Source organism: Bradyrhizobium sp. B039 (assembly GCF_038965675.1).
In the GTDB taxonomy this organism is placed as follows: domain Bacteria; phylum Pseudomonadota; class Alphaproteobacteria; order Rhizobiales; family Xanthobacteraceae; genus Bradyrhizobium; species Bradyrhizobium diazoefficiens.
Genome location: NZ_CP152416.1, coordinates 5,789,343 through 5,815,779, shown reverse-complemented (window position 1 = coordinate 5,815,779; position 26,437 = coordinate 5,789,343). Strand labels below are relative to the sequence as shown.

The window sequence follows — 26,437 nt, the reverse complement described above, 5'->3', positions numbered from 1 at the left end:
CGTATTAGCCGCACAGATTTCGCGGATTTTGCCAATTTCGTTGCGTTTCGCCGCGCTCGCGAAGCATCGCAGCTTTCGCCGACCCAATGAACAGCGAACCCGGCAAGGCCGGGCGCGACCGGCATGCCTGCGCATACCGCGATGGAATCAATCCGCTCCAGGATCCCGTGCGCAGATGGACAGAAAGCTCGCTGAGGCCGTCCGATGGCTCGAGCACTCTAGAAGCGGGACCCGGAGGGCTTAGGCGCCGGGCCCCACAACCGTAAGAGCACGTGAGTGCTAACGCCACTCGGTACAACTCCAAGTCTGGCCTTGCTTCGCCTTGACCCATTTCAACTTCGCGTGCGGCACCAGCCGGAAGCGCGCTCGCGACAAAGGGCCTCGACCGCCGGCAAGGCTAGAAGCCGGAATAGTAGTCGTTCACCGCTCTCGCTCGCGTTGGGTCGTCCCAATTCCAGTCGTTATCGTTGCCGTAGTGCGGCGCTCCTTGCAGCCTGTCGGCGCTGAGATTGGTCCGATACCCGCCAAGGTTCGTGTCGTACTTCAGTGACTGCCATGGCAGCGGGTAGTGGTCGTCGCCGATGCCTAAGAACCCGCCGAAGCCGAGAACCGCATACGACACCTGCCCGCTCACCTTGTCGATCATCACGCGCTCGATCGACCCAATCTTCTGGTCACCCGCGCCGTATACCGCCGTGCCTTCGACCTTGTCGCTGCCGATCAGCGTTCCCGTTTCACGTCTTTCCGTTTCCATCGTCGTCCTCCTCCTGAAAAGATTGATGCAAGACAAGTGAGATCGGCAGGTGCTCGTTCCTGCGATTTCTCAGCGCGTGTGGCCGCCGACCTGTTCGCCGCACCGGCGGGAGCACCGCGCTGGCGCGCCGGAATTCACGATATTCGAAGCTGAAACCATCGCGTCCCTGCGCGCGGTCCTCTCCGGCGCGCCGTAAGTCGTCAATCCTACGGTCCCGGCAGAAATTGCAGCACAACGACGCACGCCCCCGCGAGGAGGCACGAAATGGCTTCCAGGGTCCAATTCGGTCTCGTGTGCGGCAGAGTTTGGAAGAGGGGCAACCGCCCGGCCGGGCGCGCGCCTTTCTGCGTGATGTGGTCCGGGAGGCCCCACTGCCGTCGCTGCTCGTCGCCTTCATGCTTGGCTATCTGATGGCGCGTCGTTAGCTGGGAGATCGCGGTCGAGCGCAAGAACGTCGAGCAGGGGCGAAGAGCCTCCTGAAAGCAGCGTGCCCAGCAGTTCCGCCGCGAGGAAGCTAAAGGTAATCCCGTTGCCGCCATAGCCGAAGGCGGCAAGGATATTCCTGTAGCCGGGCACAGCGCCAATCAGCGGCAACCCGTCACGGGTGGTATCGAACGCGCCGGACCAGGTGAAGGCCACCTCGGTGGATGCGCGGGGCCAAAGCGCCTTCAGGCGCTCCTTGAGCGCTCTTACCTTTGCCGGCGTCGCGGCAGCGCGAGCTTCGGGATCGATGATGGCATCATCATCTTCGCCACCAAAGATGACGCGGCCATCCGGCGTAGTGCGCGCATAGTGATAGTTGCGGGTCGCTTCCCAGATCAGCGCTTGCTCGGGCCACAGAGCGTTCGGCCGACGTCGGGTCGCGATTGCCCAGCTGGAGGCTGGCTGGTTCGATGTGGAGCCCACAATATTCGGCATCACATAGCCGGTCGCGAGCACGACATGGCGCGCTTCGATCGAAAGCCCGTTTTCAAGGCCGACGGTCACAGTTGACGCCGCGCTGTCGTAGGCAACCGCGTTGGCCTTCAGGAGGCGGGCGCCGCGTTGGAGAGAGACATCAAGTAGGCCACGTGTGAGTCGCACCGGATCGGCGTCGGCTGCGTCCCTTGACAAAAGGGCGCCTGCCCGCGCGATGCCGAAGCGGTTGAGCAGCTCGACACGATCGAGAAACAGTGTCGGCAGATCAGCGCGGCTCCTCAGGGCATATTCATTCCGAACAAGCTTCGGACTGTCATCGACGGCCAAATAAAGCGAAAGACGTGGCCGCATCTGGCAGGCAATTCCGTGATCGGTGACCAGGGCAAGTAAGCCCCGCGCGGCATGGTGGCTAGCCCGATAGCAGCGGACCGCTTTCTCGAAGTTATAGAGCTGCGCGAGTTCAAAGAGAGGACGGTCGGTCTCCCAGAGCAGCATCGCGGTGCTCGCAACTGTGCTGCCGAGGCTGGGAAGCTCGCGATCGATGATGACCACCTGACGACCTTGCCGTGTCAGGCGTTCGGCCACCAGAGCACCCGTTATGCCGGCGCCGATTACCAGAGCATCGCAACGAAAGCTGTCGGCGATAGGCTTTATCGGTGGGGGAGGTAGGGCCGCCCAAGGGGTGCGGGAGCTGCGCAGATCATCCTGCTCGATGTCTTCGTCCTTAAAGATGGAACTCTCCCGAGAGCATAGAAGCAGTTTCGTTAGACCTTTACGGGTCGCAAGGCGGACACGGCTGGTGCATTGATCGGTTGTCCGTTTGGCGCAAAGATCGAGCCGTGGCATGGACAGTCCCAGCAGGTCTCGAAGCTGTTCCAGTGCAGATGACAACCGATATGCGTGCAGCTTGCCGAATGAAGGTGCAGTTCGCCGGCCTTGTCCCTGTAGGCGGCAATCTTTTCGAAGCCCCGCCGTAGGATGGCGCCCTCACCCGGCTCAATCTTCTCAAGGGAGGCAATTTCACCCGGTGCCACATACTCGGCAAGGTTTTGTAGGATGGTCAGGTTCTCGCGCAAGAAATTCCTGGCGGCCGCAAGTGGTGTGCGGCCAGGCGCATATACAGCACTCCAGGGGTTGTGCTCGCCGAGAATAAGGGACGTGTTCAGCATCGCGCCCATCACGCCATGGGTCAGCCCTTGGCCGGAATCCCCCATCGCGAGGTAGATGCGTTCGCTGCCAGGCTCGCGGCCGATGAAGCCGGCATAGTCAATGGTATCGAGAACCTGGCCGGACCAGCGGTGTGTGACCCTGCCAAGGCCCGGGATCAATTCGCGCGCCCAGCTCTCCAATTTGGCAAAGCGCTTCTCGGCGTCATTTGCTTCACCGCTCTTGTGGTCTTCGCCGCCGATAAGGACGACGTCATGATCGTCGGAACCTAGTTGCAGCCGCACATAGTGATAGGGATCCTCGGTATCCCAATAGAGCGCGTCGGGGAGTTCGCCCCGTGCAATCGCGAAAGCGAGCACGTAGGTGCGGTAGGGAGCGACTTTGGAATGCAGTTGATAGCGGTCGGTAATTGAGGCGTTGGTCGCGATCACGGCGTTACCGGCCGTAATCTGCCCTTGTGCGGTTCGGAGCGTAACGTCGCCATCTCCTTGCGCAACCTCTTCGACCGGACTGTTAGCGAAGAAGCGGACGCCGTGGGTCTGGCAAACTGCGGCCACGCCGGCAAGATATTTGAGGGGGTGGAAGGTCGCCTGGCGCGGATAGCGAAGCACATGACGGTTCTCACATCCCTTGAGAGGAACGCCGACCAGCCGATGGACGGGGGCACCGACTTCGCGCACCGCTTCCAGCTCCTCATCGAGCACATCGGCCGGCATGCCGTGGCCCTGAAAGAGATACCCATCGAGACGCCGAAAGTCACAGGCGATGGTTTCGCTCGCCTGGATTTCCTCGATACGATCGACGGCCGCCGCCTGACTTTCGTAGAACAGCTTTGCGATTTCCGGGCCACGCAGCTTCCTGAATTCACTCATCAGATCATCGCAAAGCGGCGCAAGATGCGCCGAGGTGCGCGCCGTCATACCGCTCGCGATGCCCTTACGGTCGATGACAATCACCGACTGATCACGCTTGGAGAGCTCGTAGGCGGTCGACAGACCGGCAATCCCCGAGCCGACAACGGCTACATCGCAATGCACATCACCTTTGAGCGCACTCGCCTCCGGCAATATCTCGGTATCCATCCATAGCGAGGTGCTGACCATGCAAAACTCCGCAAAAAAGCAAAACACCGGCTTGATGCTAGAGTTCCTTCTTGCCACGCGGCCGGCCGCCGCAACTCCGTTCCCCCGCAGCGCGAATCGTCAATCCCGAAGACGCGAGGGGGTCCTTGGGCGGCCGCTGGACGGAGCCGCGGAGGAACAAGGTTCGCAAGCGCGCGTTCCCATGCCTTAAGAATGAGGAGGGAAGCTATGGGATTCTTCACAAAAGACCTCAAAACAATGGATGACTTGCTCCTACACGGCTTGCAGGACATTTATTACTCCGAGCAGCAGATCATAAAGGCGCTCCCGAAAATGATCGAGAAGGCGACCAACCGCGATCTGGTGGCGGGCCTCAAGAACCATTTGGAAGAAACTAACAAGCAGATCGAGCGTCTCGAAAAGGCTTTTGAGAAGCTGGGCAAGGGGCCGAGCGGCACGCAATGTCCCGCTATCGACGGTCTGATCAAAGAAGCGAACGAGACGGCTGGCGAGATCGAAGATAAGACGGTGCTTGACGCGGCGATTGTCGCGAACGCGCAGGCCGTCGAGCATTACGAGATATGCCGTTACGGTACGCTGATTGCCTGGGCGGAAGAACTTGGCCACGACGATATCGTGCGATTTTTGACCACAAATCTGAACGAAGAGAAGGCGGCGAACACCAAGCTCAATACCGTCGCACTGCGCAAGGGCGTCAACAAGAAAGCGTCCACCGCCGCGTGATGTCAGCAGGGGGCCTGACCGACGCGATTTCGTCGGGCCCGTCCCCGTTGTCGGTGCGAAATGCGTGATCGACTGTTGCGATGACCGATCTGACGAAATTGCCGAGTTGGGCCGACGACGATAATATCTTCGCCGTGGTCGAAACGCCGCGGGGCAGCTCGTGCAAACTTGATTTCGATCCCAAGCTTGGCGTTTTTGCCCTGGCGAAGCCGCTGATGGCAGGTCTGACCTATCCCTACGACTGGGGCTTCATTCCCTCGACGAAAGCCGAGGACGGCGATCCGCTGGATGTGCTGATCCTGCATGACGCGCAGACATACCCCGGTGTCGTGCTGCGCTGTCGTCCAGTTGGCATTCTTGAGGTCGAACAGAAAAGCAAGGGCAAGAAGGAACGAAACGACCGCGTGTTTGCGGTGCCTGACCGATCACCGCTCGAAACGGATATCAAGGACGTCCGCAAACTGCCTTCCCGCGCGCGCGACGACCTTGAACAATTCTTTCGGGCGACGAATGCGCTTGAGAACAAGGAGCTGGAATTTCTCGGATGGCATGGTCCACGCCGGGCGGCTAAGGCAATCCGGCGTCTGGCCCGCTAGAGGCGTAGGCTTGCTGAACGCAGTCTGATACTGGCTGCAGTCAGGGCTCGTCCGAATCCTTTGTGTGCTTCCGCCTCTTTGGAAGCGCTGAGCGCCCCAGCGCGCCTCTTATATTCCTCAGCCAGCGCCTCGATCTTCGCGGCCGCATCTCGATCATTAATGGATGCGGCCACCCCAGCGTTCGCGCGCTGGGGATTTTGCTTCTGCGTGGGGCGAACCACGCCGACGGGCCTATCACGTCGTACTCGTCGAGTCGGTCCCTTATCGGGTCTCCGTCCAATGGCGGCCTTGGCGGCCGCTTCTTGAAATGCCCGCGGATCGGCAGCGGGATCAAGAGACGCTTGCACATCTGATGGAGGGCGTACTCTGAAAGTGGCTTGCTCCAGAGCAGATCGCGGTGCGGCCCGCTCAATTCCTCGATGTCGGTTTCCAGCCATAGGACTGGCGCGGAATTTGGCCAGTGACGTCGATGTCCTTCTCGTCAGAGAGGCGCCAGGCCGCCACTCCAAAGCAGACGGTCAAAATTACCGCGGTAACTAGCAGAAGCGTCGACAGAAACTGGCTCACTCCTACACCCCGGAACGTGGCGCGTGGTTGAGCCACCATGAACTGTCGATTCGGAAAATACAGAAGCGTTGACCTAATGGCAGAATGTCCCCAAGCTTCTGCGAGGGAGAGCGCATGTTGCTCGTGAGTTGCACCGTTAGCCGACGATAACGATGGATATTGTTTCGGTGCGCGCGAAAAGTGCGTCGAACATCATGTTGGCCCATCGCGTCGGTTAGTCCGATGCAGCGGTTTGTCTGGAGTTGGAGGCAAAGCTTCGACACGCGCCTGCGCACCGATGTTCCGAAGATCGCGCGGAGGCTGATCCCATGCCGGAAGAACCGGAGCAATCAGTGGGAGAGGCGATGGCCTCGATGCCTGCAGCACCGCCGTCCGACGCCAAGAAAGAGCCGCCGGCGCGCAAACGCGCAGAAGTTCGCCCGCAGGCGAAGCGGTGGACGAAAATCCGTGAGGAGGCCAGCCGAACCACGGCTGGCGTTCGGCCGGCACGACTTCTTCACCGGCGGATGGTGGTGACCTGCAATATCCTGCTCCACGAAGGCCGCGCCCGTTCGGAGCGCGGCCTGACGGGGGCCTCAAGGGACGGCGCCGTATCACCAGTGGTGATGATGCCAGTGGTGCCGCACGACCGGATAGGCGCCGCGGTAATAGGCGTAGGCGGGCCGGACGACGCGGCGGTACCGGTAGCCATAGGACACCGGCGCGGTGTAGTAGGTCGTGGCGTAGCCGCCGCCCCAGCGGTAGGGCGCATCGTACCCATAGTCATAGGCGTAGGGTCCGCCATAGTATCCGGCGCCGTAGTAGCCCGGACCGTAGTCGTAGTAGCCCGGCCCCCAGGCATACGCCGAGGAGGCAAGCCCGCCGATCACCGCGCCGGCGATCAGGCCGCCGGCTATACCCGGTCCCCAGCCACCTCGCCAATGAGCCTCGGCGGGCGACGTCGCCGCGATCGAGCCGAGACCGAGAGCGCCGACCGTCGCCGCCACCATTGCAATCTTCTTCATCGGATTCCTCCTCTCCACGTTTCTGGCCCGGCCAGACAACGGGAAAAATAGGCAATGGTTGCTGGTTGCCCCGGTGCCGAGGGGCAATGGTGCTCGGCGCCGGGACGTCGTCACTTGAGAGTTTCGAGCTTGGAACACAAACATTTCGACCGAAGACCGGTTCAATCCGCGTGCGGTGCGGCGACTTTTCGGAGCTTGCCGAGCTGGACTTCGAGTGTAGACTTGGCCAGATATTGGGGCGCTTAACACTGTTGATTTCGGCGCCCCCGCGATTGCGCTACGATTATTTCTCCTTTTGGGGCCTCCCATGTTCTATCCGGCAACGACCGCGCTTCTGCGCGCCGTTCTCGACGAAGTCTGCGCAGACGTCTCGCGCTATGAGACCGGCGCACGCAGCTTCGTGGCATCCAGGATTCTGGAAGCCGCCACGAACGGCGACACTTCGCGCGAGAGACTAAAGCAGGTCGGCTGCGAGGCTCTCCACGACGCACCGACGATGTGGCGGTAGCGGAAGGGAGCCGGGGCGTGAACTTCCAGGTCACCGTGCTCAAGATCCTCGTGAGCTATCCCGATGGATTCGCAGTCATGGCGGACCTCAAGCGCGACATGGCGATCCTTGCGACGAGCGGACGTGACTGGGTAGAGCGCACCAAGCGCCTGGCCGCGCGCGTGCCGGATCTGGATATCTTCTCGCAAGGACTGGTCGAGCGACTGAACGGTGGCTGGCGCATAACCGAGAAGGGCCGGGTAGTGCTGGAATTCATGGAAGCGCGGCCTCGCGAACTGGAGCCCACAAGCGAAGGCCTCGGAGCCGAACCTTCATCTCTAGCCCCCGCGCCCCGACCTCACGCCTCCACAACGTCCGGCCGAAGCAACCGACTGCAACGCCGCCGAGCCGCCCGCGAGCGGGCGCGAGGGAGGGCCTCCTGACTCCTCCTCGCGGATCTCCGCCGGTATTTCGAGGCTTCGGGAAAAACTAGAAACTTTCCGAACCCTCTTGAGTTGCCTGCGATTGGTGCGGTCGCCGGAGGTGAAGATGGTCGACGAAGTCGCCTTGATGAGGGCCGCGGAGACCGCCTGGACGGTGTACCGGGCGAGGCACCCCGACGTCGATGCACAGGACAGCCGTCGCTGCCTGCTCGAGCGCCACCTGCAAAGGAGAGGGGATGAGCGAGAGAGCGATGCCGAAGAACTCGCCAGCTTCGGGATAGCCTACCTGCACCGGCTTCCCGAAGACGAATGTTGACGGGGATGAAAATGCTCGCCGCACGCGTGGCTCGCGGAAGCACAAGGCCGAGTTGGACAATGCTCGCGATTTCATCCCTCATTTCCGCGACTATCGTGACGGTCCTGCGGTTCGTGCTCGGGGCCTAGCCGATGCGGATTGCCCAGCTTGCTCCGTTGGCCGAGAGCGTTCCTCCAAAGCTGTATGGTGGCACGGAGCGGGTGATCGCCTGGCTGATGGACGAACTGGTCGAGCTCGGACACGACGTCACCCTGTTCGCGAGCGGAGATTCGAAGACGAAGGGAAAGCTCCACCCGGTGTGGCCGCGCGCACTGCGCCTGGGCCGGAGGGGCGCGGACCCGAGCGCCGCCTGCGCGTTGCTGATAGAAGCCATTGCCGAGCGCGCGAGCGACTTCGACGTGATCCACTCCCACGTCGACTGGTTGCCACTTCCTGTGCTCAGCCGGACCGGGGTGCCTTTCCTCACGACGATGCACGGCCGCCTCGACCTTCCCGGTCTATCGAAGGTGATCGGGGCCTTTCCGAACGCGGGCTTCGTCTCGATTTCCGACAACCAGCGTCGGCCGCTTCCGGATGCGAACTGGATCGCAACGATCCAGCACGGCATGCCCAAGGACCTGCTTCGGCCCTCTTACGACCATGGTTCGTACCTGGCTTTTCTCGGGCGGCTGACGGCAGACAAGGGACCGGAAGCCGCCATACGTATCGCGCGGGCCGCGCGGATGCCGCTGCGGGTCGCCGCCAAGATTCCTCGCGCGGAGACGGCCTACTTCAAGAAGAAGCTCGAACCGAACATCGATGGTGAAGAGATCCGGCTCGTCGGCGAGGTGGACGAAATCAGGAAGCAGCCCTTCCTCGCCGGGGCCGCCGCGTTGCTGTTTCCGATCAATTGGCCGGAGCCCTTCGGGCTCGTCATGATCGAAGCGATGGCGTGTGGGACGCCTGTGATCGCTTACCGGTGGGGCTCGGTGCCCGAAGTGGTGGAAGACGGCGTGACCGGCTTTATCGTCGACAACGAGGAGCAGGCGATCGCGGCGGTGAACGAACTGGGCCGGCTGGACAGAAGAGCAGTCCGCGCCCGGTTCGAGGAGCGCTTCGCCGCGAGCCGGATGGCGAGGGAGTACGAGATCCGATATCGCGAGTTGGTCGATCGCGGAGTCCGCGCAGCCGAGAGTGTTCAGATACCTGGAGGAGACGAAGGATTCGCGAAAGGGGCAGCACAGTCTTCCCGACCTGTCGGAACGGCTTCGGACTCTGGTCGTTGAGTTGGCGATCGAGGACACATGAAAACCATTATTTCCGCAACGGCAGCTTTCGTTCTGCTCGCAACGACGGCGGCTCTTGCGGATGAGGCGCCTCCTCCGCAGCCGCAGGTCCAGCCGGCAAGCGATTCCACGAAGGAAGCGGAAGTCTGTTCGAAGCAGGTTTGGCCGCATTTCTCGGAAGCCTGCCTCCGCTCCGACGGTAAGCGCATTCCCGTCCGGCTTGTTACCACCGAACGTCGGTAGCGCACCGGCGTCCGCAGCGCGGATCGAATCCTTCGCGAGAGCACCGTTCTGAACAAGAGTCAATTCAGGAACAAGTGGCAGCCCCGGGCGTTGGCGCCGGCATCTGTACGGATGTTGGCTCACGTTGGAGGAGATAATCGATGAAAAGCTTTCTTGCCGTCGCTCTGCTTGGCACTGCTGTGATCGGCGGCGCTGCGTACGCGCAAACCACTCAGCCGGCCGATCGCGCCGCGCCGGCGGCCACCCACTCGGCCGATGCGAAGATCGCGCTCAAGGGAAATTGGCGCGCCTCGAAGCTCATGGGCCTGAACGTCTACAACGAGGCCAACGAGAAGCTCGGCGACATCAACGAGCTGCTCGTCGACAAGAGCGGTAAGATCAACGCGGTGGTGATCGGCATCGGCGGTTTTTTGGGGATGGGTGAGCACGACATCGCCGTCTCGATGGACAAGCTGAAGTTCGTCGAAGAGCCGGTCCGGACCAGTTCGAGCAGCACCTCGACCACGTCGCGCGACACCACCACCGGCGCCGCAGCGACAACCACCACGAACCGCAGCACGAACGATTGGGTCCCTGACCACGCCGTCATGAGTGGCAACAAGGAGCAATTGAAGGCGCTCCCGCAGTTCAAATACTCAGATTACAACTAAATGGGACGAGAGTTCAGAGATGAGGGCCCCATCACGGGGCCCTTTTTTGTCCGCCGTGAGCCACCGACGGTTGTCGGGAAAAAAAGACCCGCCCGGATCATCGGGCGGGTCGTCGTTCAGTGCATGTGAATTAAGAAATAGCCGAGGCCACCAATAACGAGGACGGCAGGAACGGCCCACAAAATGAGTACGGGCATTTCCTCCAATTGCTGTCCGAACGCTTCCGAGTGGCCGCCTGAAGCCCGCGATATTTACTGTTCGGTGCACACCTTGGTGGTCTTCACCGCGGATTCGGCCTCGACCTTGGTCTTGTAGACGCCGTTGCCCACCACCGTCGTGGTCGTAGTGGTCGGCTTGGTGTCGACGACAGTGCACTTCTTTGTGGTCGCGTCGCGCACGATGTAGAACTCGGCGGCGCTGGCGGCCTGCGTGCCGAGGGCGAAAGCGGCAAGCGCGCCGCACACAATCAGCTTCTTCATGGTGTGTCCTCCTCAAATGATTCGTAAGTAGTCACTGCCAACGGCGTGGTTTGACTGAAGTTCCGTTTGTTCGCGGCTGCAGCGCCCCAGCGCCATTTCGGCACAACCGCGATCTTGGGCCTACCGGAAGAAATTCACCTCCCGCCGCCACGAGAGCTGCCGGGTTTTCCCGAAAAGGAACCGCGTGCCGCATCGGAGGTTGATCGACATCCGCATTTAGGAGGTTCAGATGGACAAGCGTTTATTCTTGGCTACGACGGCTGCTGTCGCGATCGCGACTTCGGCTCTTGCGCAATCTTCTCCGAGCACGTCGAACTCCAATCCGTCAACTACGCAGCGTCAGCCGGATTCCACCTCGACGACGCCGTCCTCTTCAACACCTTCGGGATCCGCGCAGACCAATCCTTCGACCAATTCGGCCCAGACGCAGTCTCCGTCATCGACCGGCCAGAGCGCTGCAGGCCAAACGACCAATTCCGGTACGGGCACCAACACCACGCAGGCGCCCACCTCGAACAACTCGACCAATCAGGCGCAGACCAGCCAGCCCTCCAACCAGACCAATGCGCCTTCGGACCAGACGCAGACCAACCCGCCTACGGACAACCGGGCGCAGAGCGCGAACCCGCCAGCTTCGGGCGCCAGTCAGGCGCAGTCTCCGACGGGTAGTAACTCGACGAACACGGCCGAGCAGCCGAGCACCCAGCAGAATACGGCCGATCGTTCGTCGAACACGAACGTGAATGCCTCGGTGAACATCAATGATCAGCAGCGGACACGGATCAGCACGTCGATTTCGCACCTCAACGTGCAGCCCCTCAACAACGTGAATTTCTCGTTGTCCGTGGGCACTGCCGTGCCGCGGGATGTCCGTCTGCAGCCGCTGCCGGCGGAGGTCGTCGAGATCGTGCCCCAGTACCGGGGCTACAACTTCGTCCTGGTGAAGGACGAAGTCGTGATCGTGGAGCCCTCCAGCTACAAGATCGTCGCGGTCCTGCCGTACTCGGGCCGGTCCACGGCGGCCGCTCCGGCGCGCACCGAGCAGCGGAAGACCACGTTCAGCGATCGTGATCGCGAGGTGATCCGCAAGCACGTCAAGGCGCGTCCCGTCGAGCGCGAGCGGCAAACGACCGGCAGCACAGTGCGAACTGAGATCCGCCGGGGCGAGCGCCTACCGGACGGCGTGGAAATCGATGCCTTCCCCGACGAGGTCTATCGCGAGGCGCCGAGCCTGCGGGAGTACCGATACATTCACCGGGATAGCCGAACCTACATCGTCGAACCGCAGGAACGTCGCATCATCGAAGAGATCGACTGATTTCGCCAAGGAAGGAGAACATTCATGAAGATCATTGCACTGGGAATGCTCGCCGCCTCCCTTTTGGGATCGGCTGCGAGCGCCGCCCCGCTCAGCGGCTTCAGCTTCGGCAACCCGTAGCCGGTTACCAAGAAAGGGCCGCTCTCCGAGCGGCCCTTTCGATACGGTCGACATTGCGGTGATCGGATGTCCGCTCTTGCGAAGCTGCTGGGACAGAAAGAGCAATTGCTGGCGCGGCTTGAAGCCGGACCCGGCGCGAACGAGCGCGCCGAAATCCAGGCGCTCCTCGCCAAGATCGATACGGCGCTGAAGCTTCTCGGGTCCAAGGACTCTCGGAGCAGAGCCGACGGATAGCTAAGGACCGGGCCGTTACACGCTACCTCAACACTAGCCTCCTCTCGACACCCGACAACCGAAAGCCCCAGCTCGGGGGCCGGGGTGTGAGCTGAGGCCAATTCGAGCTATCGTTCCTTCCGCGTCCCAGAGACGTTTCGAGTCCAGTCGCCCAGGAAACGCGCGAAGGTCCCCGTTCTCCTCTGCGACGCCTTTCTTCGCCGCCGGCCGCCTGCAAACTCCCTGAACGTAGCAAGCGCAGACTACGGAAGTTAAGATTTGCTGCTAAGATGCAATGCTCCCTCAGCAGATCAGTGCTACGCTGCGCCCTGTAGAGGGATAACAATTGGTCATCTACCGGATACTTCAAAACTCGCCTCTGGGGCCCGAAGAGATCACACGGCTTTCGAGAGCTTACGAAGAGGCGCTGCGTTCGATTGGCGTACAGGATCGGAACGACCCTCTCACCGAGTTGATCGCCAAGAAGATCATCGAGATCGGTCAGACGGGCCTCAAGGACCCCTCCGAAATCTGCGTTCGGGCCGTAGAGGAACTGGGCCTGCCCAAAGGGTGATTACGCGGCAAAGGGCATGGTGCGCCCAAGCTGCGGATCCTAGGTGGTCCAGGCTGCGGCGATCGCAGGTTAAGCTAGGCCGCGAGTAGACCGGCTAACTCGGCGGCGCTCCCTTTTCCTCGCCAAGCTCTTTGACCATCCGGACGATCTCGTGCGGATGGAAGGGCTTCCACACGATGCGGCTCCCGGGAACGGGACGTGAAGTGGCGGGAGAGAAGCCCTGGCGTAGATGACCGGCAGTTCCGGATCCTGCTCGCGGAAGCGCTCCGCTAATTGCCATCCATCGACCTGTCCGGGTAGCCTGACGTCGGTGACCAGCACACCCGCGGCGTGGCGCTTGCACCAGGCCAGCGCTTCCTCCCCAGTGCTCGCGTGGATCACGTGATAGCCTGCCTCGCGCAGCGCTTCGACGATGAATTCGCGGATCAAAGGGTCGTCCTCGACAAGAAGTACGCTCGCTGGCGGCTCATATCCGATAGCATTTGTTCTCATGTCGAACGGCCAAAATGCGTAGCCGTTCCTGGGTAGCCCGCCGACGAGTATGACTGGAAGCCGGTTCTGGTGGTCTTATGATGGCTGCGGAAGTCCCCTTGAAGGCGGGCTCGTGGAGGCGTCAGGGTTTCGGAGTTGGTTGCGACGCGGGGCGGGACGGGCTGCGGTGCAGGGCGGTCGCGGGCTGCTGGGGAGGCGCGGCAGACGGCTGATCGTTTCCGCCGTAAGGGACACATGTACCGAGGTTGCTCAGCGGCCGCCCGGAGGTCACGTGCCTTCGGATACTCACGTCGCCGGTCGATGTTTGCTGCGGCCCATCGATCCCCTGCCTCGAACGCGTCAGCGTGGTGCTTTCGCATCTGCTTCTCGGCAGAGAGGCATTGATGGCGAAGGATCAGGCCTCTTGGAACGTAATTGGCCTCGCGGCTTTTCCTGGTATGAAGGGATGCAGCCGGCTCGCTGCCTATGTCTCGGTGGGGGTCTGCGAAGGAGGAGGTTTGATGAAAGCGACAGCTCTGGCGATGGCCATTTTCGCTGTCTCGGCCGCTTCGGTTTCGGCGCAGCCCGTAAGGTGGACGACCTACCGCATTCCACAGACCGGCACGTCGGTCGACTTCCCTTATTCGATCTTCACCGAAGAAGCGGGCCGGCCGGACGGTTACGGGCAACGCTTTCGAACTGCCGACGGCCGCGCCGACCTCACGATACAGGCTGCTCCCAACGTCGGGAGCGATTCGCCCGCTGTTTTCCTCGCGAAAAAAGGACTGCCGGCGCGCATTCAGTACAAGAGAGTGACGCCGCGGTTTTTTGCGGTTTCCAGCTACAAGGGCGACAAGGTCTGGTATGACCGCTGCAACTTCTCCGGCGGGTTGGTCCATTGCGTGCTGATCAATTATCCGGCCAGCGAAGAGCGCGCCTGGGATGGGATCGTTACGCGCATCAGCCTCTCGCTGAATGGCGGGTGATCCATCCGTCTTCGCGTCGGGCGACGGTTTCTGGAATCTTGGGCTCGGCGTTCGGCCAAGCCGGCCAAGAAGCCGGAGAAAGTATCGGCTGGCCAGAAGGAAATGCTGATGTCGATCACCGGGAAGAAGCCGGCGAAGGAAATGGCCGCCAAGAAGCCCTCGGCCAAGCCGCAGCGGAAGTCGGACTGACCCCCTTGTAGGAGGCCGCATGGATATGAAAGAAGTTTCGGCAATGACGGAACCCTCCGGGTTGACGGACGCTCAGGGCGGCATCGAGCGGGCATCGGAAGCTGGGCCGAGTGGCCGGGCGGAGCCGCGAGTATTTCAAAGGCACTCACCCCAATCGGACATGGCGGTGCGCTGGGCCGACCAGTTGCGCGAGGTGACCGTGAAAGCCCCCCTGCAGTCGCTCTTCGTCGCGTTCCTGCTGGGTCTCTGGGTCGCGCGCCGGCGCTAGGAAATCCGCGGGCCGGCACGCTCCATGGCCAGGAAGCTCAAGACATTTCGGACCTCGCTGGGCTTCTACGATCTTGCGATCGCGGCGCCCTCGATGAAGGCGCCGCTGGAGGCGTGGGGCGCCGACAGCAATCTCTTCCATCAGGGCGTCGCCAAAGAGACGGACGATCCGGATGTGGTCGCCGCGACGATGTCGAAGCCGGGCGTGGTCCTCAAGCGGCCGGCGGGGTCGTCCGGACGTTTTGCCGAGCACTCCGATCTACCAATCAATCTGGAGTCCGGCGAGAACCGAATTCAGCGTGAAAAGCGTCGGCCTAAGCCGGCGAAGCGAACCGCTCCCAAGATCAGCGAGCGGGAAGAACGTTGGACAGCACGATGACCCAATCTTCCCGCATCAGGCCGTACACGGCCCAGAGGCCGAGCCCCAGCGTCAGTGCCGTCAGCATGCCGAGCGAAAGATCGTCCGTGGAATTGCGCGGCCAGGCTTTCCGAACCTGCGGAATGTAGGAGAGCGATGCAAGGAAAGCGGCGATGTTGCCGAGGTAGGTGGAGAGAGAGAGAGAGAGAGAGAGAGAGAGCCGGACATGGTCCGTCAACGGGGGCGACTAGCGGCCGTTCCTCGGCGCGAACGCTTGGCACCCAGAGAGCTGCCCCGCGTTTTAGGATTCCCTGTTGAATTTCAGAGGATCGATGTCCCTTCTCACCGTGAAACCGACCAAGATCGACGAGAGGATCGCGCGGACGGTGGCGCGCAAGACTAACCGTCGTGCGGAAACGGTCGCCCGCGGGTTGACCTGGGGCGCCGACGAGAAAATCCTTCTGGCCTTGGCGGCAGCGGGTTGGATCCTGTCACGTACGCAAGGAGAGCCTTTGCGCCGCGCCGGCAATCATGCGCTGCTTGTGGCCGCTGCGGCCTCCGTGCTTCCGCACTTGTTGAAGTCGGTCTTCGACCAAACGCGTCCGGACCGGAAGACGGTGTTGGGGCATGTTCACGGGATCTCGTTTTCCGGCAAACGCGAAGACGCCTTTCCGTCGGGACACGCCCTGCACATGGGCGCGCTGGCATCGGCGGCGGGGCCACTTCCGGCAGGGCCCCGCCGGGCGATCCGCGCGCTGGCGGTGGGCCTCTGTCTGACGCGCATCGTCGTGCTGGCGCACTGGGCGAGCGACGTCGTCGCCGGCTTCGCCCTTGGTGCGGCGCTCGAACGAATGCTTCGCCTATGGACGGGCTATCCCGTCAAGGAGACAGATGATGCCGCTACTTGAGGACCTTAAGGAATACGCCGAACGCGCCACCGGTCTTCGTCGCCCGGGCAAGCGTCGGGCTTCCGAACTGCCTCGTCCGCGGAAGCCACACGTGGTCCGCTTTAGGGATGACGGCCTTGTGCCCAATCACCCGCGCTGGCCCCTGATGCTGTACCGAAGCGCCGTCAGACTCGACGAGCAGCACGATCCTGCGGCGGTGCTCGAAGACCTGTTCGAAGGCAACGGATGGGGGGATAGCTGGCGCGACGGCATCTACGACTATGTTCACTACCATTCGAGAATCCACGAGGTCCTCGGGATAGCGCGCGGCAAGGGGCGCGTCCGCTTCGGCGGCAACAAGGGGCGGACCTTCACGCTGAAGGCCGGCGACGTCGTAGTCCTGCCCGCTGGGACCGGCCATCAATGCCTGGCGGCGGACAAGGACTCTCTCGTCGTCGGCGCCTATCCGTCGGCAGGCACCTACGACGAGTGCACGACTGTCGAGGACCGTCCGCGCGCGCTGAAGACCATTCCGAATGGTACCGGTGCCGCGCAAGGACCCGGCCTATGGCGGCGCGGGGCCGCTCAAGAAGCTTTGGAAGAGGCCGAAATGACCGAGTACCTCATCCGTTTCCTGATCGGAGGCGCAGTCGTTTTGGCGTTCTCGATGTTGGGCGACGTGCTGAAGCCGAAGAGCTTCGCCGGCCTCTTCGGGGCGGCACCTTCGGTTGCGCTCGCGACACTGGGCATCGCGATTTATGAACATGGCGCCGTCTACGCCGGGGCCCAAAGCCTTTCCATGATGGCCGGCGCGGTCGCGCTGGTGGTCTACAGCATCCTGGTCTGCCAGCTCCTCATGCGCGCCCGGATGCGGGCGTTGCCGGCGACGATCGTCTCTATCGTCGTCTGGTTAGGCGCAGCCTTCGGTCTATGGGCGCTCGCGGGAGGGTACGCGCGAGGCTTCCGATGAAGGTCTCGCCCTCGTCGCTGCGGGAAGGGCGGTGGTACGAATACTTGGTGCGTTTCGGCCTAGGCGGCGCCGCCACCGCGTTCACGGGATTGATCAGCAGTCGTTACGGAGCGTCGATCGGAGGTCTCTTTCTCGCGCTCCCGGCGATCTTCTGCGCCAGCGCGACCTTAATAGAGAAGCACGAACTCCGTCGCAAACGGGAGGCTGGTCTCGAAGGGAGGCGGCGAGGGCGGGAGGCCGCCGCGCTAGATGCCGCCGGTGCCGCACTTGGCGCTCTCGGTATGCTCGCCTTCGCCGCAGTGTTCTGGTTCCTCGTCGAGCGGAGCGTCGCAGGCGCATTCATCGGCGCTTCGCTGGCTTGGCTGACCGTGGCCGTCGCCGCCTGGTTCGTGCGCCGGCAGGTCCGCCTTGCCCGATTGGCACAACGAGACAGCGGCACCGCGTTGTCGCGGTGCCGCTGAAACCGCCTTGAAACTCGATCAGGCCGCGCTCGAAGCCTTGGCGTTGACGCCCTTGCGCGGCGCCACTGTGTTGAGCATGGTGCCGGCCGCCTTCTCTTCGTTCAGATTTGGTGAGGAAGCACACGATATCATCGTGACCAAGCTCCTCGGCCCGGGCGCTCAGCGAGCTGTTCGGAGTGCTCGACGGCCTGCACATTCGCGACGATGGCCTCGCTCTTCAACAGCGACTGGACAACAATCGCAATGATTCTGACAGGCGTCGCGCTTACATACGGCACGCGCGTGCTGGCACTATGGATGTTTGAGAAGGTCTGATCAGGCGCGGGATGGCGGCCATAAGCCAGACCGATAGAGCCACTTCGCCGGCTAATTTGGGGAGCGCTTTGGTAAGGAACTGTGTCGCTCTCCTGCGCGCCTTAATCGTGCCAACGGATGCTCGACTGTCTTTCAACGCTGGCGCTTGGCTCGTGTGCTTGCATCCAGGCGCTGCTTCGCAGCTTCAAGCAGAGTCTCATGCTCCATCGCGGAATGCGCCCTGGTCCTGTCAAATGCACTGCGAGTTAAGCGAACAATCTTGATAGGCTGTAGTTCTGTAAGGCCGTGGGGGCTTGCCTTCTCCTCGCTCGTGATTGGTCGATAGGCGAAGTCTGCCTTACCCCAAGGAAGAACGGACTTCCATGCGACGCGCCGGCCGTTTCGGTGTGGGATGCCCGTGAAGTCTTTAGGTCAGCTCAGGTGACGAAATCCCGGTTTAGTGCGCGACCTGCTTGCCGTCTTCACAAAATCGCCTTGGATGATACAACTCGGCGCCGTGTCGCCACATTCCGCGGCAACGATGCCGTCAAGCAAGCCGAAACTCGCTGCAATGGGCCATTCGAGGCTGAGAGGCAGTTAGACGCGATGGCTGCAAACGCTCTGCATGTGCAAAGTGGAAGCCGGCCGCCGATTGTGCGATGCGTCAATCGAGTCGTCCGCAATGCCGCGATAAGCGCGGGCATTGCCTGCAGGCGATATCGTGTGCCCAGCAAACAACTGTTGGACGAAATGACTGACGAGATGCGGGTGCATCTCCGTGCGGAAAGCAGCCCCTTCAGTGGAACTCGACGAAAGCCTCGATGCCGGGGTTCCTATGATGCGAGGTGAGATTGTTGGCACGCCGTATCTATTCGGGTCGACAAATGAACAGGGCGCAGCGCGCCCAGCAAGGCAATGACCAAGTGCCATAAAAATGAAATGGAGGACGAGCATATGAAGAAACGGTGGGGTTATTTGTCTTTGCCTGTGGTTGTTGCGATTGGTGCGACGTTTGCCGCGTCGTCAACCGTTGCCCAAACTGTGGATACCGCGCGCATCGAGACCGGCGGCCAGAACGACTGGCTGACTTATCACGGTTCCTATAAGTCTTATCACTACAGTCCCCTCTCGCAGATCAATACGAGCAATGTCGGTAACTTAAGCGTTGCCTGGATCCATATTCCGGGACGGTCCACCCGTGGCTTGCAGTCAATGCCGCTTGCGGCCGACGGCGTGCTCTACTACACGGGCTCTTACAGTCGAGTGTTTGCGCTGAACGGCGCGACAGGGGAGGTGATCTGGTCCTATTTCCCCGAACTTGACGAAGCCCTGATCGCGCGGCAGACGCACTCTCCCTATAATCGCGGCGCTGCGCTCGGAGAAGGCAAGGTCTACGTCGGCACGATGGATGGCCGGCTCATCGCGCTTGATATGAAGACTGGAAAGGTCGCCTGGGACACCAAGCTTATCGATTCCCAAAAGCTGACGGTCGGTTTCACCGGCGCGCCCCTCTATGCGAAGGGCACGGTGATCATTGGCGCGCAGGGCGGCGAATGGCCGGGCCGCGGCCCGATCTTTGCTGTCGATGCCGCCACAGGAAAGAAGAAATGGGAGTTCCTGACGGTTGCGGGCACCGACGAAGCCATGAAGACTTGGGGCAGTGACTCCTGGCGCACCGGCGGCGGCGGCGGCTGGATGCCAGGCACCTACGATTCCGAGACTAACACCATCTTGTGGGGCACCGCGAACCCGGCGCCGCTCTACGATTGGTCGGGCTCCGATTACAAGACGCAAGGCGCCCGCCCAGGTGACAATCTCTATACGACCTCAGTGATCGGTCTCGATCTCGATAGCGGCAAACTAAAATTCTATCATCAGGAGCTGCCGCACGACGCATGGGACTTCGACAGCGCGGTCGGTGAGTTTGTAATGCTCGATCGCGACGGGCAGAAGCTCGTGGTGCACCCCAATAAGAGCGGCTACATCTTCGTCTATGACCGTAATTTGGGTATCAAGAATGTCTGGCGGATCACTCAGAACAGCAACTTCGTCAAGGATATCGATCCCAAGACAGGTGAGTTGATCGGCCGTCGCGACTTCTCCGCAGGCAAGGTCAATGAACCCCTCTGCCCGCATATTTCCGGCGGTGTCAGCTTCAACTCGGGTTCATACAATCCGAAGACGGGTCTATACTACAAGCTCGGCCAAGAATGGTGCATGACGCTCGAGGTCATGAAGACCACACCGGTGACCGCGCCCCAAGCCCAGCTCAACATCGGCGCCGACTTTAAGATCGCGCCTCCTCCGGGCGGCGAGATCTACGGTCATCTCGACGCGCGCGACCCGGTGACCGGAATCAAGAAGTGGGAGGTTCGCTACCCCGAGCCGCCGCTTGGAAGCGTGCTATCGACCGGTGGCAATCTCGTCTTCGTGCCTGACTCGCGCGGCACCCTTCATGCTTACGACGCCGAGTCGGGTGCCGAGCTGTGGAGCCATTCCGACGGCACTGGCCACCAGGGCGGCATCGTCAGCTACGCCGTTAACGGCAAGCAATATGTCGCCGTGACCGCGGGCTTCGGCGGCATGGCGTCGGACGACTACGCGCCGACCTTCGGCGGCGTTTACAAGAGCATGCCGCGCGATGATGGCGCGCTCATCGTGTACAGCTTGAAATAGGGGTTTTCGGACAATCTGGCGGGGAGCGACAGAAGCTCGCTCCCCGTGCCTTGGAACGGTCAGGGCTAACGGAAAGTGGAGTTCTGCGTCATGAAATTGAGCTTGATGGCGCTGGCCACTTGGTTCGCATGTGCCACGCCTGTCTCCGCGCAGACGGATTCCGCTGCGCCGGACAACGGGAACTTCGATGTTAAGCAGCTGTTCGCAACGACCTGCGGCTGGTGTCATTCCGATGGCGGCCGCGCGGCGGGTAAGGGACCGCAGCTCATGAACACGACGCGCGATGACGATTTTATTCGCGACCGTATCAAGAACGGCAAACAAGGCGCGATGCCTGCATTCGATTCTACCTTCAGCGATGCTCAGATCGACCAAATCATCAAGTACATCCGGGAATTAAAGCCGCGAGAGGGATGAGCCGGCGAGTCAAACTCCATGCGCAAGGTACGCGGAACAGAACTGATCCTCCCGCTCATCATCGTGGCGGTGGCAGGTTTGCTGGGGCCGGCACGGGCTCGATCCCTCGAGACAATCCGCTCGGCCGGCGTACTTGGGTTATGTGCTCACCCGAACTCGCTTCCATTCGCGAGCAAAGCCGGGGATCCTCCCGGATTTCAGGTTGAATTGGGACAAGCACTGGCGCGGGAGCTCGGCGTCTCCCTGAGGCTTGATTGGATCATTACCCAGTACCAAATGCGTAGCGCTGGCTGTGACATTCTTCTCGATGTGATCGCCGACCGCGAGGCGCAAGGCGAAACTCACTTGAGGATCTCGAAACCGTACTATCGCACGGGCGTCGCGTTGGCCGTGCCATCCGCCAGCACGCTTACGTCGTTCAAGAGCCTCAACGAGCATACCAAGGTCGGGGTGCAGGTCGGGTCCGTCGCAGCCATGATAATTAGTCAGCGGCACGTACCTACATCGACCTTTGGTTTCGAGAGCGACAGTCTCGAGGCCCTTTCGAATAACGAGATCGACGCCGCTGCGGTGACGCCCACCGTGGCGAGCTATTTCAATCTGACGCATCCCGACAAGGCGCTCCGCATCCTTGATCGCGACGAGAGCACGGTGGATCTCAACTGGAATGTCGCCGTCGGCATGGTTCGCCCTGATGATGCCTTACGCGAAGCCATGGATGGAGCTCTCGATCGGTTACGAACCGATGGCACCGTCGATCGGATATACAAGAGCTATGGCGTCGTACTGCAGGCACCAAGGTAGCCGAGCGTGCTGGCGCCACTCAGCAGACGCACTGTTTTGGGAGGGATCGCGGCCGGTGCCACGATGGGAATCGAGCCGGTTTCCGGTCGGGAACTGTGGAATATCGGTCTCCAACTCTACACCGTCCGCGACCCGCTGAAGGCCGACTTCGAAGGAACGCTGAGGAAAGTCGCGAATTTCGGGTATCGCGAGCTGGAGTTTGCCGGCATTCTCGGGAACGACCTGAGGCTCACCCGCAAGCTCCTGCGCAGCCTGGATCTCACCGCACCATCGCTGCATCTCGACTACGCCAGCCTGCGGAACAACGCCAACTCAGCATTCGACATCGCCCATTTGCTCGACAGCCGGTTCGTCGTTTGTCCCTGGCTGGACGTATCGGAAAGGCAAACACTCGATGATTGGCAGCGGATTTGTGACACTCTGAACACGATCGGTGAACTGGCGCAGCGTTCCGGGCTAACGCTTGCCTATCACAATCATGATTTTGAATTCGGGAACTTGGCAGGTGGCATCCAGCCATACGACGTTCTGCTCAGCCGCACCGATGAGCGCTTTGTCATGTTCGAGCTCGATGTTTACTGGGCAACCAAGGGACATCTCGATTCAGCGCGCGTCTTGAGAGGGCATCCATCGCGATTTCGCCTCCTGCACCTGAAGGACATGGCAAAGGACGGATCGACCATCGAACTTGGTCACGGTACGATTAACTTCGCCGAGATACTCGAAGCCGCCGCGGAGAGCGGTGTGCAACATGTTTTCGTCGAACAGGACGTTTCGGCTGATCCGATGCGGAGCATACAGACGAGCATCGCCTTCCTTAAGCATCAGCGACTTCTGACGCGCAGCTCTGTTTTGCCACGTACACCTTGACGATTTCGACACCGGATTGTGATCCCTCGACTTCGGTGGAGGAGCTAAGATTGTGTTGCCGGCTATCCCCTTGCCGGTCCCAATCGAGAGGCTCAGCCCCAGCTTCGAAGGTCCGGAGCTGGGGCTATTCTCAGATCTCAGCTCTGGCATGCGCGATCGTCTTCATCGGCGCGACCACCGACTTCGCCGATACGCGAATGGTTCGGCTGAAGAATCGCGAAGGCAATGCTGACCTCGTGATGGCGTTGCCGTGCTCGAATCCGCGCCTGCGCCCTTACGATCAGATCACGGCAGGTCGCTTCATAGAATACGAGGGCAAGCTCAAGAAACATGTTGAAGTCGGAGTGCAAGGCATCAGACGGTAATTTATTGCCGGGTCGAACGATCGCATTTGCGATACTTGACCCGGGTCCGTTCGATGGGGGAGTTTTGCAAAAAATTGCTGAAGATCTTTGCGTCGATGTTGATCGCCTTCCTCCCAGCGCTTGCTGTCGTCCAACCGGTGTGGGCGAAGCGTAAGTGGCATCCCATCTTGTGCGAAGTCAATGCTCTCTTGTTCTTGGTCCGACCGAAGCCCTTATCCGAATAGCCAGCGCCAGAAGCGTTGCCAGAAGTTTGCTGGTGTCTCTCCTGCGAAGAATTGATTTTTGGTCTCGCGCTCCCGGGTGCGCGCCGCAGCGATCTTGTCGTCCGACCATGGGACGTCCCAAGCAACTGCGTTCTGTCGTATCCAGTAAACCTATCAGACCTCCCTGGGCTTCTTCGATCTGGCGACCGCCGCTCCCTCCATGAAAGCGGTTCTGGAAGTCCGTTCACCAGGCTTGACCGGAAGTCCTCGGTGGCCTGTCAAACCGACGCGATTGACCTGAACTGCCCACCATCCTTGCGACGCGCACCGATGCACGCCAGCGTCGGGCTGGGAGAAGGGGCAGGTCGAGAACCAGGTCGGGCTGGTCAGGGAACGCTTCTTCACGCCGCGGCTGCGGTTCAAAAACCTCGACGAGTTAAACGCCTGGCTGCTCGACAAATGCATCGCTTACGCCAAGGCTCATCGCCATCCGGAACTGGTCGATCGGACGACCTGGGAAGTGTTCGAAGCCGAACGCCGCAAACTCGTTGCCTATGCCGGCCGCTTCGACGGCTTCCATGCGGTGACGGCGTCGGTCTCGAAGACCTGCCTGGTGCGCTTCGACAACAACAAGTACTCGGTCGCAGCATCGTTGCCGAGCACCCGGGATCCTTTGGCCGCGGCGATACCGTCTACGGCCCCTGGCATATGTGCCGGTGCTCGCCCGCAAACCCGGCGCCTTGCGCAAGGGTGCTCCCTTCAAAGACTGGGTGCTGCCAGCCGCGATCGAGCGGATCCGGCGCAAGCTTGCCAGCACCGACGATGGCAATCGGCAGATGGTCGACATCCTCAACGCGGTGCTGACTGACGGTCTGCCCGCGGTGGAAGCGTCCTGTGCCGAAGCGCTCAGTCACAGCGTCCATTCCGCCGATGTCGTTCTCAATATCCTGGCCCGTCAACGTGAACCCGACCCACCGGCCAACATTATGACGCCGGCCGCACTGACGCTCCGTCATGCACCGATCGCCGATCGTGCCCGCTACGACAACCTCCGGAGGACCATCTGATGGAACGATTGATTTTATGACGGCCCATTTTTCAGACGGGGGCTCATGAGCGTCAAAGCCATGATGGCGACCATTCTCCAAGACCAGATGACGTTGCGTGGCGTGAATTCGCTGTCGCCCTCCGACTATGAGCAGATCGTCGAACTGCTGATTGAACAGCTCAGAGAGCTTGAGCTGGCGGCGCGAGAGGTGACCGACACGCGCGAGCGTTAGCCGACGAGCTGGCTGATGACCGAGGAAAAGCGCAATCAGGCTGAGGCGCGACGAATTGCAAAGGTCCCCTACCTTAGCTCGGACCGCTGCTTGTGTCGCGATGACATCAAATGATCCGGCTGCGGCGCCGCTCAAGCCGCTACGACGCGCAAAGAGGACATTCACCGTCAGCGGCTTCACTTAGCTGCCGACCAATCTCGCCCATCAGAGCCTTCGGCTCCGTGGACGATCTGACCGGTGACGTCTTCCACGTGATGCAGCAGAAAGACAAGTTGTCCGCCGTCGTCGTGGACCGGCGTGTTGATCGGCTGCCAATGGCACTCCACGAAGGAACCGGCCGTGTCCTTGATGTCGTAGCGCTGGACGGCCATGGCGTGCGGCCTCCCGGTCTGCGCGACCGTCTTCAGCGAATTGTACAGGTTCGTGACGCCGTCCGCGAACGGTTGGTCCGGATCGTCCGGGAAGACCTCGAACAGTGAGCGTCCGAGGATGTCGGCTCGACTTGTAAAGGTCACGACGGCATACGCGGCGTTCACGTCGACAATCTGTAGCCCGGGTCCGGGATCGAGCAGCAGATAAGGATGTGGCGAGGTCCGCGAGAAACGCCTCCCGGATCCGCGAAGCGTCCGCGCCGGGGAGCTGAGGGCCCCGACGCTCGCGGCATCGAGCACCGCCAGTTCGCGCAACTGACTAGCCAGCAGTTTTTCCAGCGTCCTCCGCTGGATTTAGTCGGGCGCGTCTTCCAGCAGTTTGCGGAAATGCGCGATGTTCTGCTCGCAAATGAACTTCTTCATGTTTCCGTCGGTCGGGTGATGTGGGGCCCACCCGCTGCGATCCCGGCGCAGCCTTGGGCCCGTTCGGTCCGATGAAGTGACGGAAAGATGCCACGGGACGCAAGGAGCGTCCAGCGGCCTCGCTGCGGCGTGAGATGCCTCGGCCGCGTCGCGTGCGGCTTCTTCCGAACAATCCCGTGTAGAGGCAGATCAGGAACAACAAGAAGTGAACGGTTGCTCACCACGCCAGCCGTCAGGTTCTGAGTTCGGATGCCGCGCCTGCGCGGTAACTTCCGGCCTCGCATTTCATTCCTCCCGAGCCCAGAGGCTCGAATTGCTCACACTCGCCGAGGGATTTGCCGACCATGTCGCCGAGCGGTCTCCTCACGCGATCTTGAACCGCAGCGGCGCTATCGCCGGGACGTTTCCTCGGAAGCCGGGTTATTGCCTTAGGGGTCTTCAAGCGCGCTGCAGCATGCCTCGTACCAATCAAATTCCGTCTTGCCCGCGTTGCAGGACGCCGATGACGTTGGCCACGCCTCGAACAGGCAAAGGGTCTCCAGTTTGGCGATGTTTCAAATGCGAAGCGGTGGATCGATTCCGGTTTGAGCCGCGGTCCGGTGCGCCGAAGATCATCGACCAATCTTGATTATAGCGCGCTCAAGTCGTCCGGCACCTCGCCGAACTTCCGGATCACCTTGGCGTCGCCGAAGTCGCCGCTGGCCGGATCTCCGGTCCGCGAGAAGGCGACCGCGCCCATGACGCCGGGCTTGCGCGAGAGGGTCTCGGCGCGCATCACGGCGGCGGTGGCTGAGAGGCACTCCGTCGCCTCGCCGACGGCGATTCCATCGTCGGCGGCCACGAAGGGCAGGGCAACGTAGGAGGTGACGTCCATCGCGGTCACTCCTTGCGATCGCGCGATCGATCGAACCGGCCTCGCGCATAGCCGGTGGAGACCGACGCTTGTAGCGCCTCGAGCTCTGCCTCGAGAAAACCGTTGGCCACCAGCAGCGCCTTCACCGCCTCCCGGGCGTCCCCGCGGCAGGTCGCGATGGCCTGGTCGGCGGCGAACTCAAGATCGCCCTCGGAGGGCGCAGCGGGTTCGGGTGCAGCGAGCATGATAGATGTTCGTGTTTTGTTCAATGAGAGTCAAGCGGGCGAACGAACGGCAAGCTCAGGCACGCTCTGCCGAATTCGTCCGCCCGCCCCAAAAAGGGGCGCCGAAC

Annotated in this window: 31 protein-coding genes and 4 pseudogenes; 23 read left to right on the top strand and 12 right to left on the bottom strand. The window is 61.5% G+C overall.

Going from position 1 to position 26,437, the window contains the following annotated elements:
• Positions 1-397: 397 nt before the first annotated feature.
• The 3 genes from AAFG50_RS27635 to AAFG50_RS27625 all read right to left on the bottom strand — a co-directional run bounded on the left by AAFG50_RS27635 (position 398) and on the right by AAFG50_RS27625 (position 3,942).
• Entirely contained in the window at positions 398-754 is a 357-nt protein-coding gene (locus AAFG50_RS27635; protein ID WP_011090378.1) for a PRC-barrel domain-containing protein, read from the bottom strand.
• A 393-nt stretch (positions 755-1,147) separates the two neighbouring features.
• Positions 1,148-2,260, bottom strand: a complete 1,113-nt coding sequence (locus AAFG50_RS27630; protein WP_038967337.1) for an FAD-dependent oxidoreductase — start codon at positions 2,258-2,260, stop codon at positions 1,148-1,150.
• 176 nt (positions 2,261-2,436) lie between these two features.
• Positions 2,437-3,942 carry an FAD-dependent oxidoreductase gene (locus tag AAFG50_RS27625; protein WP_028175740.1) on the bottom strand — a complete coding sequence of 502 codons (1,506 nt, stop codon included), beginning with the start codon at positions 3,940-3,942 and terminating at the stop codon, positions 2,437-2,439.
• A 207-nt stretch (positions 3,943-4,149) separates the two neighbouring features.
• Between AAFG50_RS27625 and AAFG50_RS27620 the strand changes: the two genes are divergently transcribed.
• Both AAFG50_RS27620 and AAFG50_RS27615 read left to right on the top strand, forming a co-directional pair.
• A complete protein-coding gene (locus AAFG50_RS27620) occupies positions 4,150-4,665 on the top strand; it encodes a ferritin-like domain-containing protein (protein ID WP_011090375.1) in 516 nt (171 codons plus the stop codon).
• 80 nt (positions 4,666-4,745) lie between these two features.
• On the top strand, positions 4,746-5,261 hold the full coding sequence (locus tag AAFG50_RS27615; protein WP_011090374.1) for an inorganic diphosphatase: 516 nt from the start codon (positions 4,746-4,748) through the stop codon (positions 5,259-5,261).
• Positions 5,262-6,421: 1,160 nt separating this feature from the next.
• Here AAFG50_RS27615 and AAFG50_RS27610 read toward each other — a convergent pair.
• On the bottom strand, positions 6,422-6,832 hold the full coding sequence (locus AAFG50_RS27610) for a hypothetical protein (RefSeq protein WP_028175741.1): 411 nt from the start codon (positions 6,830-6,832) through the stop codon (positions 6,422-6,424).
• Positions 6,833-7,139: 307 nt separating this feature from the next.
• Here AAFG50_RS27610 and AAFG50_RS27605 point away from each other — a divergent pair, with 307 nt between their 5' ends.
• The 5 genes from AAFG50_RS27605 to AAFG50_RS27585 all read left to right on the top strand — a co-directional run bounded on the left by AAFG50_RS27605 (position 7,140) and on the right by AAFG50_RS27585 (position 10,236).
• Positions 7,140-7,340 (top strand): hypothetical protein, encoded by a 201-nt coding sequence (locus AAFG50_RS27605; protein WP_028175742.1) that lies wholly within the window; start codon positions 7,140-7,142, stop codon positions 7,338-7,340.
• A 17-nt stretch (positions 7,341-7,357) separates the two neighbouring features.
• Positions 7,358-7,762, top strand: coding sequence for a hypothetical protein (locus tag AAFG50_RS27600; RefSeq protein ID WP_038967338.1), 405 nt, complete (start codon positions 7,358-7,360; stop codon positions 7,760-7,762).
• A 106-nt stretch (positions 7,763-7,868) separates the two neighbouring features.
• Complete coding sequence (locus AAFG50_RS27595; protein WP_028175743.1) at positions 7,869-8,078, top strand: hypothetical protein; 210 nt, start codon at positions 7,869-7,871, stop codon at positions 8,076-8,078.
• Positions 8,079-8,209: 131 nt separating this feature from the next.
• Positions 8,210-9,343: a glycosyltransferase family 4 protein gene (locus AAFG50_RS27590; protein ID WP_028175744.1), complete on the top strand. Its 1,134-nt coding sequence runs from the start codon at positions 8,210-8,212 to the stop codon at positions 9,341-9,343.
• 383 nt (positions 9,344-9,726) lie between these two features.
• A complete protein-coding gene (locus AAFG50_RS27585) occupies positions 9,727-10,236 on the top strand; it encodes a PRC-barrel domain-containing protein (RefSeq protein WP_011090371.1) in 510 nt (169 codons plus the stop codon).
• Between the two features lie 251 nt (positions 10,237-10,487).
• Here the strand turns inward: AAFG50_RS27585 and AAFG50_RS27580 are convergent, their stop codons facing one another.
• Positions 10,488-10,715 carry a hypothetical protein gene (locus AAFG50_RS27580; protein ID WP_011090370.1) on the bottom strand — a complete coding sequence of 76 codons (228 nt, stop codon included), beginning with the start codon at positions 10,713-10,715 and terminating at the stop codon, positions 10,488-10,490.
• A gap of 229 nt (positions 10,716-10,944) precedes the next feature.
• On the opposite strand from AAFG50_RS27580, the gene AAFG50_RS27575 reads away from it, so the two are divergent.
• The 3 genes from AAFG50_RS27575 to AAFG50_RS27565 all read left to right on the top strand — a co-directional run bounded on the left by AAFG50_RS27575 (position 10,945) and on the right by AAFG50_RS27565 (position 12,940).
• The gene (locus tag AAFG50_RS27575; protein WP_049832594.1) at positions 10,945-12,033 is read left to right on the top strand and encodes a DUF1236 domain-containing protein; all 1,089 of its coding nucleotides are present in this window, start codon (positions 10,945-10,947) and stop codon (positions 12,031-12,033) included.
• Between the two features lie 186 nt (positions 12,034-12,219).
• Positions 12,220-12,387, top strand: coding sequence for a hypothetical protein (locus tag AAFG50_RS27570; RefSeq protein ID WP_166466005.1), 168 nt, complete (start codon positions 12,220-12,222; stop codon positions 12,385-12,387).
• A gap of 325 nt (positions 12,388-12,712) precedes the next feature.
• Positions 12,713-12,940, top strand: coding sequence for a hypothetical protein (locus tag AAFG50_RS27565; protein ID WP_028175746.1), 228 nt, complete (start codon positions 12,713-12,715; stop codon positions 12,938-12,940).
• Positions 12,941-13,009: 69 nt separating this feature from the next.
• On the opposite strand, the gene AAFG50_RS27560 is transcribed toward AAFG50_RS27565, so the two are convergent.
• Positions 13,010-13,432, bottom strand: coding sequence for a response regulator (locus AAFG50_RS27560; protein ID WP_231166523.1), 423 nt, complete (start codon positions 13,430-13,432; stop codon positions 13,010-13,012).
• A gap of 500 nt (positions 13,433-13,932) precedes the next feature.
• Between AAFG50_RS27560 and AAFG50_RS27555 the strand changes: the two genes are divergently transcribed.
• The 3 genes and pseudogenes from AAFG50_RS27555 to AAFG50_RS27545 form a co-directional block, all read left to right on the top strand.
• Complete coding sequence (locus AAFG50_RS27555; RefSeq protein ID WP_028175747.1) at positions 13,933-14,397, top strand: hypothetical protein; 465 nt, start codon at positions 13,933-13,935, stop codon at positions 14,395-14,397.
• A 208-nt stretch (positions 14,398-14,605) separates the two neighbouring features.
• A complete protein-coding gene (locus AAFG50_RS27550) occupies positions 14,606-14,854 on the top strand; it encodes a hypothetical protein (protein ID WP_028175748.1) in 249 nt (82 codons plus the stop codon).
• 24 nt (positions 14,855-14,878) lie between these two features.
• A pseudogene (locus AAFG50_RS27545) lies at positions 14,879-15,196 on the top strand (cell envelope biogenesis protein TolA); the annotation flags it as partial.
• 1 nt (position 15,197) lies between these two features.
• Here the strand turns inward: AAFG50_RS27545 and AAFG50_RS27540 are convergent.
• A complete protein-coding gene (locus tag AAFG50_RS27540) occupies positions 15,198-15,449 on the bottom strand; it encodes a SemiSWEET family transporter (RefSeq protein ID WP_049832596.1) in 252 nt (83 codons plus the stop codon).
• A gap of 94 nt (positions 15,450-15,543) precedes the next feature.
• Between AAFG50_RS27540 and AAFG50_RS27535 the strand changes: the two genes are divergently transcribed.
• The 4 genes and pseudogenes from AAFG50_RS27535 (at position 15,544) to AAFG50_RS27520 (ending at position 17,529) form a co-directional block, all read left to right on the top strand.
• Entirely contained in the window at positions 15,544-16,119 is a 576-nt protein-coding gene (locus tag AAFG50_RS27535; RefSeq protein ID WP_049832597.1) for a phosphatase PAP2 family protein, read from the top strand.
• A pseudogene (locus AAFG50_RS27530) lies at positions 16,106-16,712 on the top strand (cupin domain-containing protein). Before AAFG50_RS27535 ends, AAFG50_RS27530 begins: the two are co-directional and overlap by 14 nt.
• Complete coding sequence (locus tag AAFG50_RS27525) at positions 16,709-17,068, top strand: DUF3147 family protein (protein ID WP_028175749.1); 360 nt, start codon at positions 16,709-16,711, stop codon at positions 17,066-17,068. The pseudogene AAFG50_RS27530 and the gene AAFG50_RS27525 overlap by 4 nt, the downstream one beginning before the upstream one ends.
• On the top strand, positions 17,065-17,529 hold the full coding sequence (locus AAFG50_RS27520; RefSeq protein WP_028175750.1) for a DUF3147 family protein: 465 nt from the start codon (positions 17,065-17,067) through the stop codon (positions 17,527-17,529). Before AAFG50_RS27525 ends, AAFG50_RS27520 begins: the two co-directional genes overlap by 4 nt.
• An 18-nt stretch (positions 17,530-17,547) precedes the next feature.
• On the opposite strand, the pseudogene AAFG50_RS27515 reads toward AAFG50_RS27520, so the two are convergent.
• Positions 17,548-17,738: pseudogene (locus AAFG50_RS27515) on the bottom strand (DUF892 family protein); the annotation flags it as partial.
• Positions 17,739-18,777: 1,039 nt separating this feature from the next.
• Here AAFG50_RS27515 and AAFG50_RS27510 point away from each other — a divergent pair.
• The 4 genes from AAFG50_RS27510 (at position 18,778) to AAFG50_RS27495 (ending at position 22,590) form a co-directional block, all read left to right on the top strand.
• Positions 18,778-20,499 (top strand): PQQ-binding-like beta-propeller repeat protein, encoded by a 1,722-nt coding sequence (locus AAFG50_RS27510; RefSeq protein ID WP_028175751.1) that lies wholly within the window; start codon positions 18,778-18,780, stop codon positions 20,497-20,499.
• Between the two features lie 90 nt (positions 20,500-20,589).
• Positions 20,590-20,916 carry a cytochrome c gene (locus AAFG50_RS27505; protein WP_162185850.1) on the top strand — a complete coding sequence of 109 codons (327 nt, stop codon included), beginning with the start codon at positions 20,590-20,592 and terminating at the stop codon, positions 20,914-20,916.
• An 18-nt stretch (positions 20,917-20,934) separates the two neighbouring features.
• Entirely contained in the window at positions 20,935-21,720 is a 786-nt protein-coding gene (locus AAFG50_RS27500; RefSeq protein ID WP_028175753.1) for a transporter substrate-binding domain-containing protein, read from the top strand.
• 6 nt (positions 21,721-21,726) lie between these two features.
• Complete coding sequence (locus AAFG50_RS27495; protein WP_028175754.1) at positions 21,727-22,590, top strand: sugar phosphate isomerase/epimerase; 864 nt, start codon at positions 21,727-21,729, stop codon at positions 22,588-22,590.
• 137 nt (positions 22,591-22,727) lie between these two features.
• Here AAFG50_RS27495 and AAFG50_RS27490 read toward each other — a convergent pair whose 3' ends face one another.
• Complete coding sequence (locus AAFG50_RS27490; protein ID WP_162185849.1) at positions 22,728-22,922, bottom strand: hypothetical protein; 195 nt, start codon at positions 22,920-22,922, stop codon at positions 22,728-22,730.
• Positions 22,923-23,489: 567 nt separating this feature from the next.
• On the opposite strand from AAFG50_RS27490, the pseudogene AAFG50_RS27485 reads away from it, so the two are divergent.
• Both AAFG50_RS27485 and AAFG50_RS27480 read left to right on the top strand, forming a co-directional pair.
• Positions 23,490-24,225 (top strand): annotated as a pseudogene (locus AAFG50_RS27485) (IS21 family transposase); the annotation flags it as partial.
• 45 nt (positions 24,226-24,270) lie between these two features.
• Positions 24,271-24,438: a hypothetical protein gene (locus AAFG50_RS27480; protein ID WP_166466006.1), complete on the top strand. Its 168-nt coding sequence runs from the start codon at positions 24,271-24,273 to the stop codon at positions 24,436-24,438.
• A 176-nt stretch (positions 24,439-24,614) separates the two neighbouring features.
• Here AAFG50_RS27480 and AAFG50_RS27475 read toward each other — a convergent pair whose 3' ends face one another.
• The 3 genes from AAFG50_RS27475 to AAFG50_RS27465 all read right to left on the bottom strand — a co-directional run bounded on the left by AAFG50_RS27475 (position 24,615) and on the right by AAFG50_RS27465 (position 26,330).
• The gene (locus AAFG50_RS27475) at positions 24,615-25,124 is read right to left on the bottom strand and encodes a PAS domain-containing protein (RefSeq protein WP_231166521.1); all 510 of its coding nucleotides are present in this window, start codon (positions 25,122-25,124) and stop codon (positions 24,615-24,617) included.
• Positions 25,125-25,860: 736 nt separating this feature from the next.
• Positions 25,861-26,106, bottom strand: a complete 246-nt coding sequence (locus tag AAFG50_RS27470) for a hypothetical protein (RefSeq protein ID WP_028175757.1) — start codon at positions 26,104-26,106, stop codon at positions 25,861-25,863.
• 5 nt (positions 26,107-26,111) lie between these two features.
• Positions 26,112-26,330, bottom strand: a complete 219-nt coding sequence (locus tag AAFG50_RS27465) for a hypothetical protein (protein ID WP_028175758.1) — start codon at positions 26,328-26,330, stop codon at positions 26,112-26,114.
• Positions 26,331-26,437 lie beyond the last annotated feature (107 nt).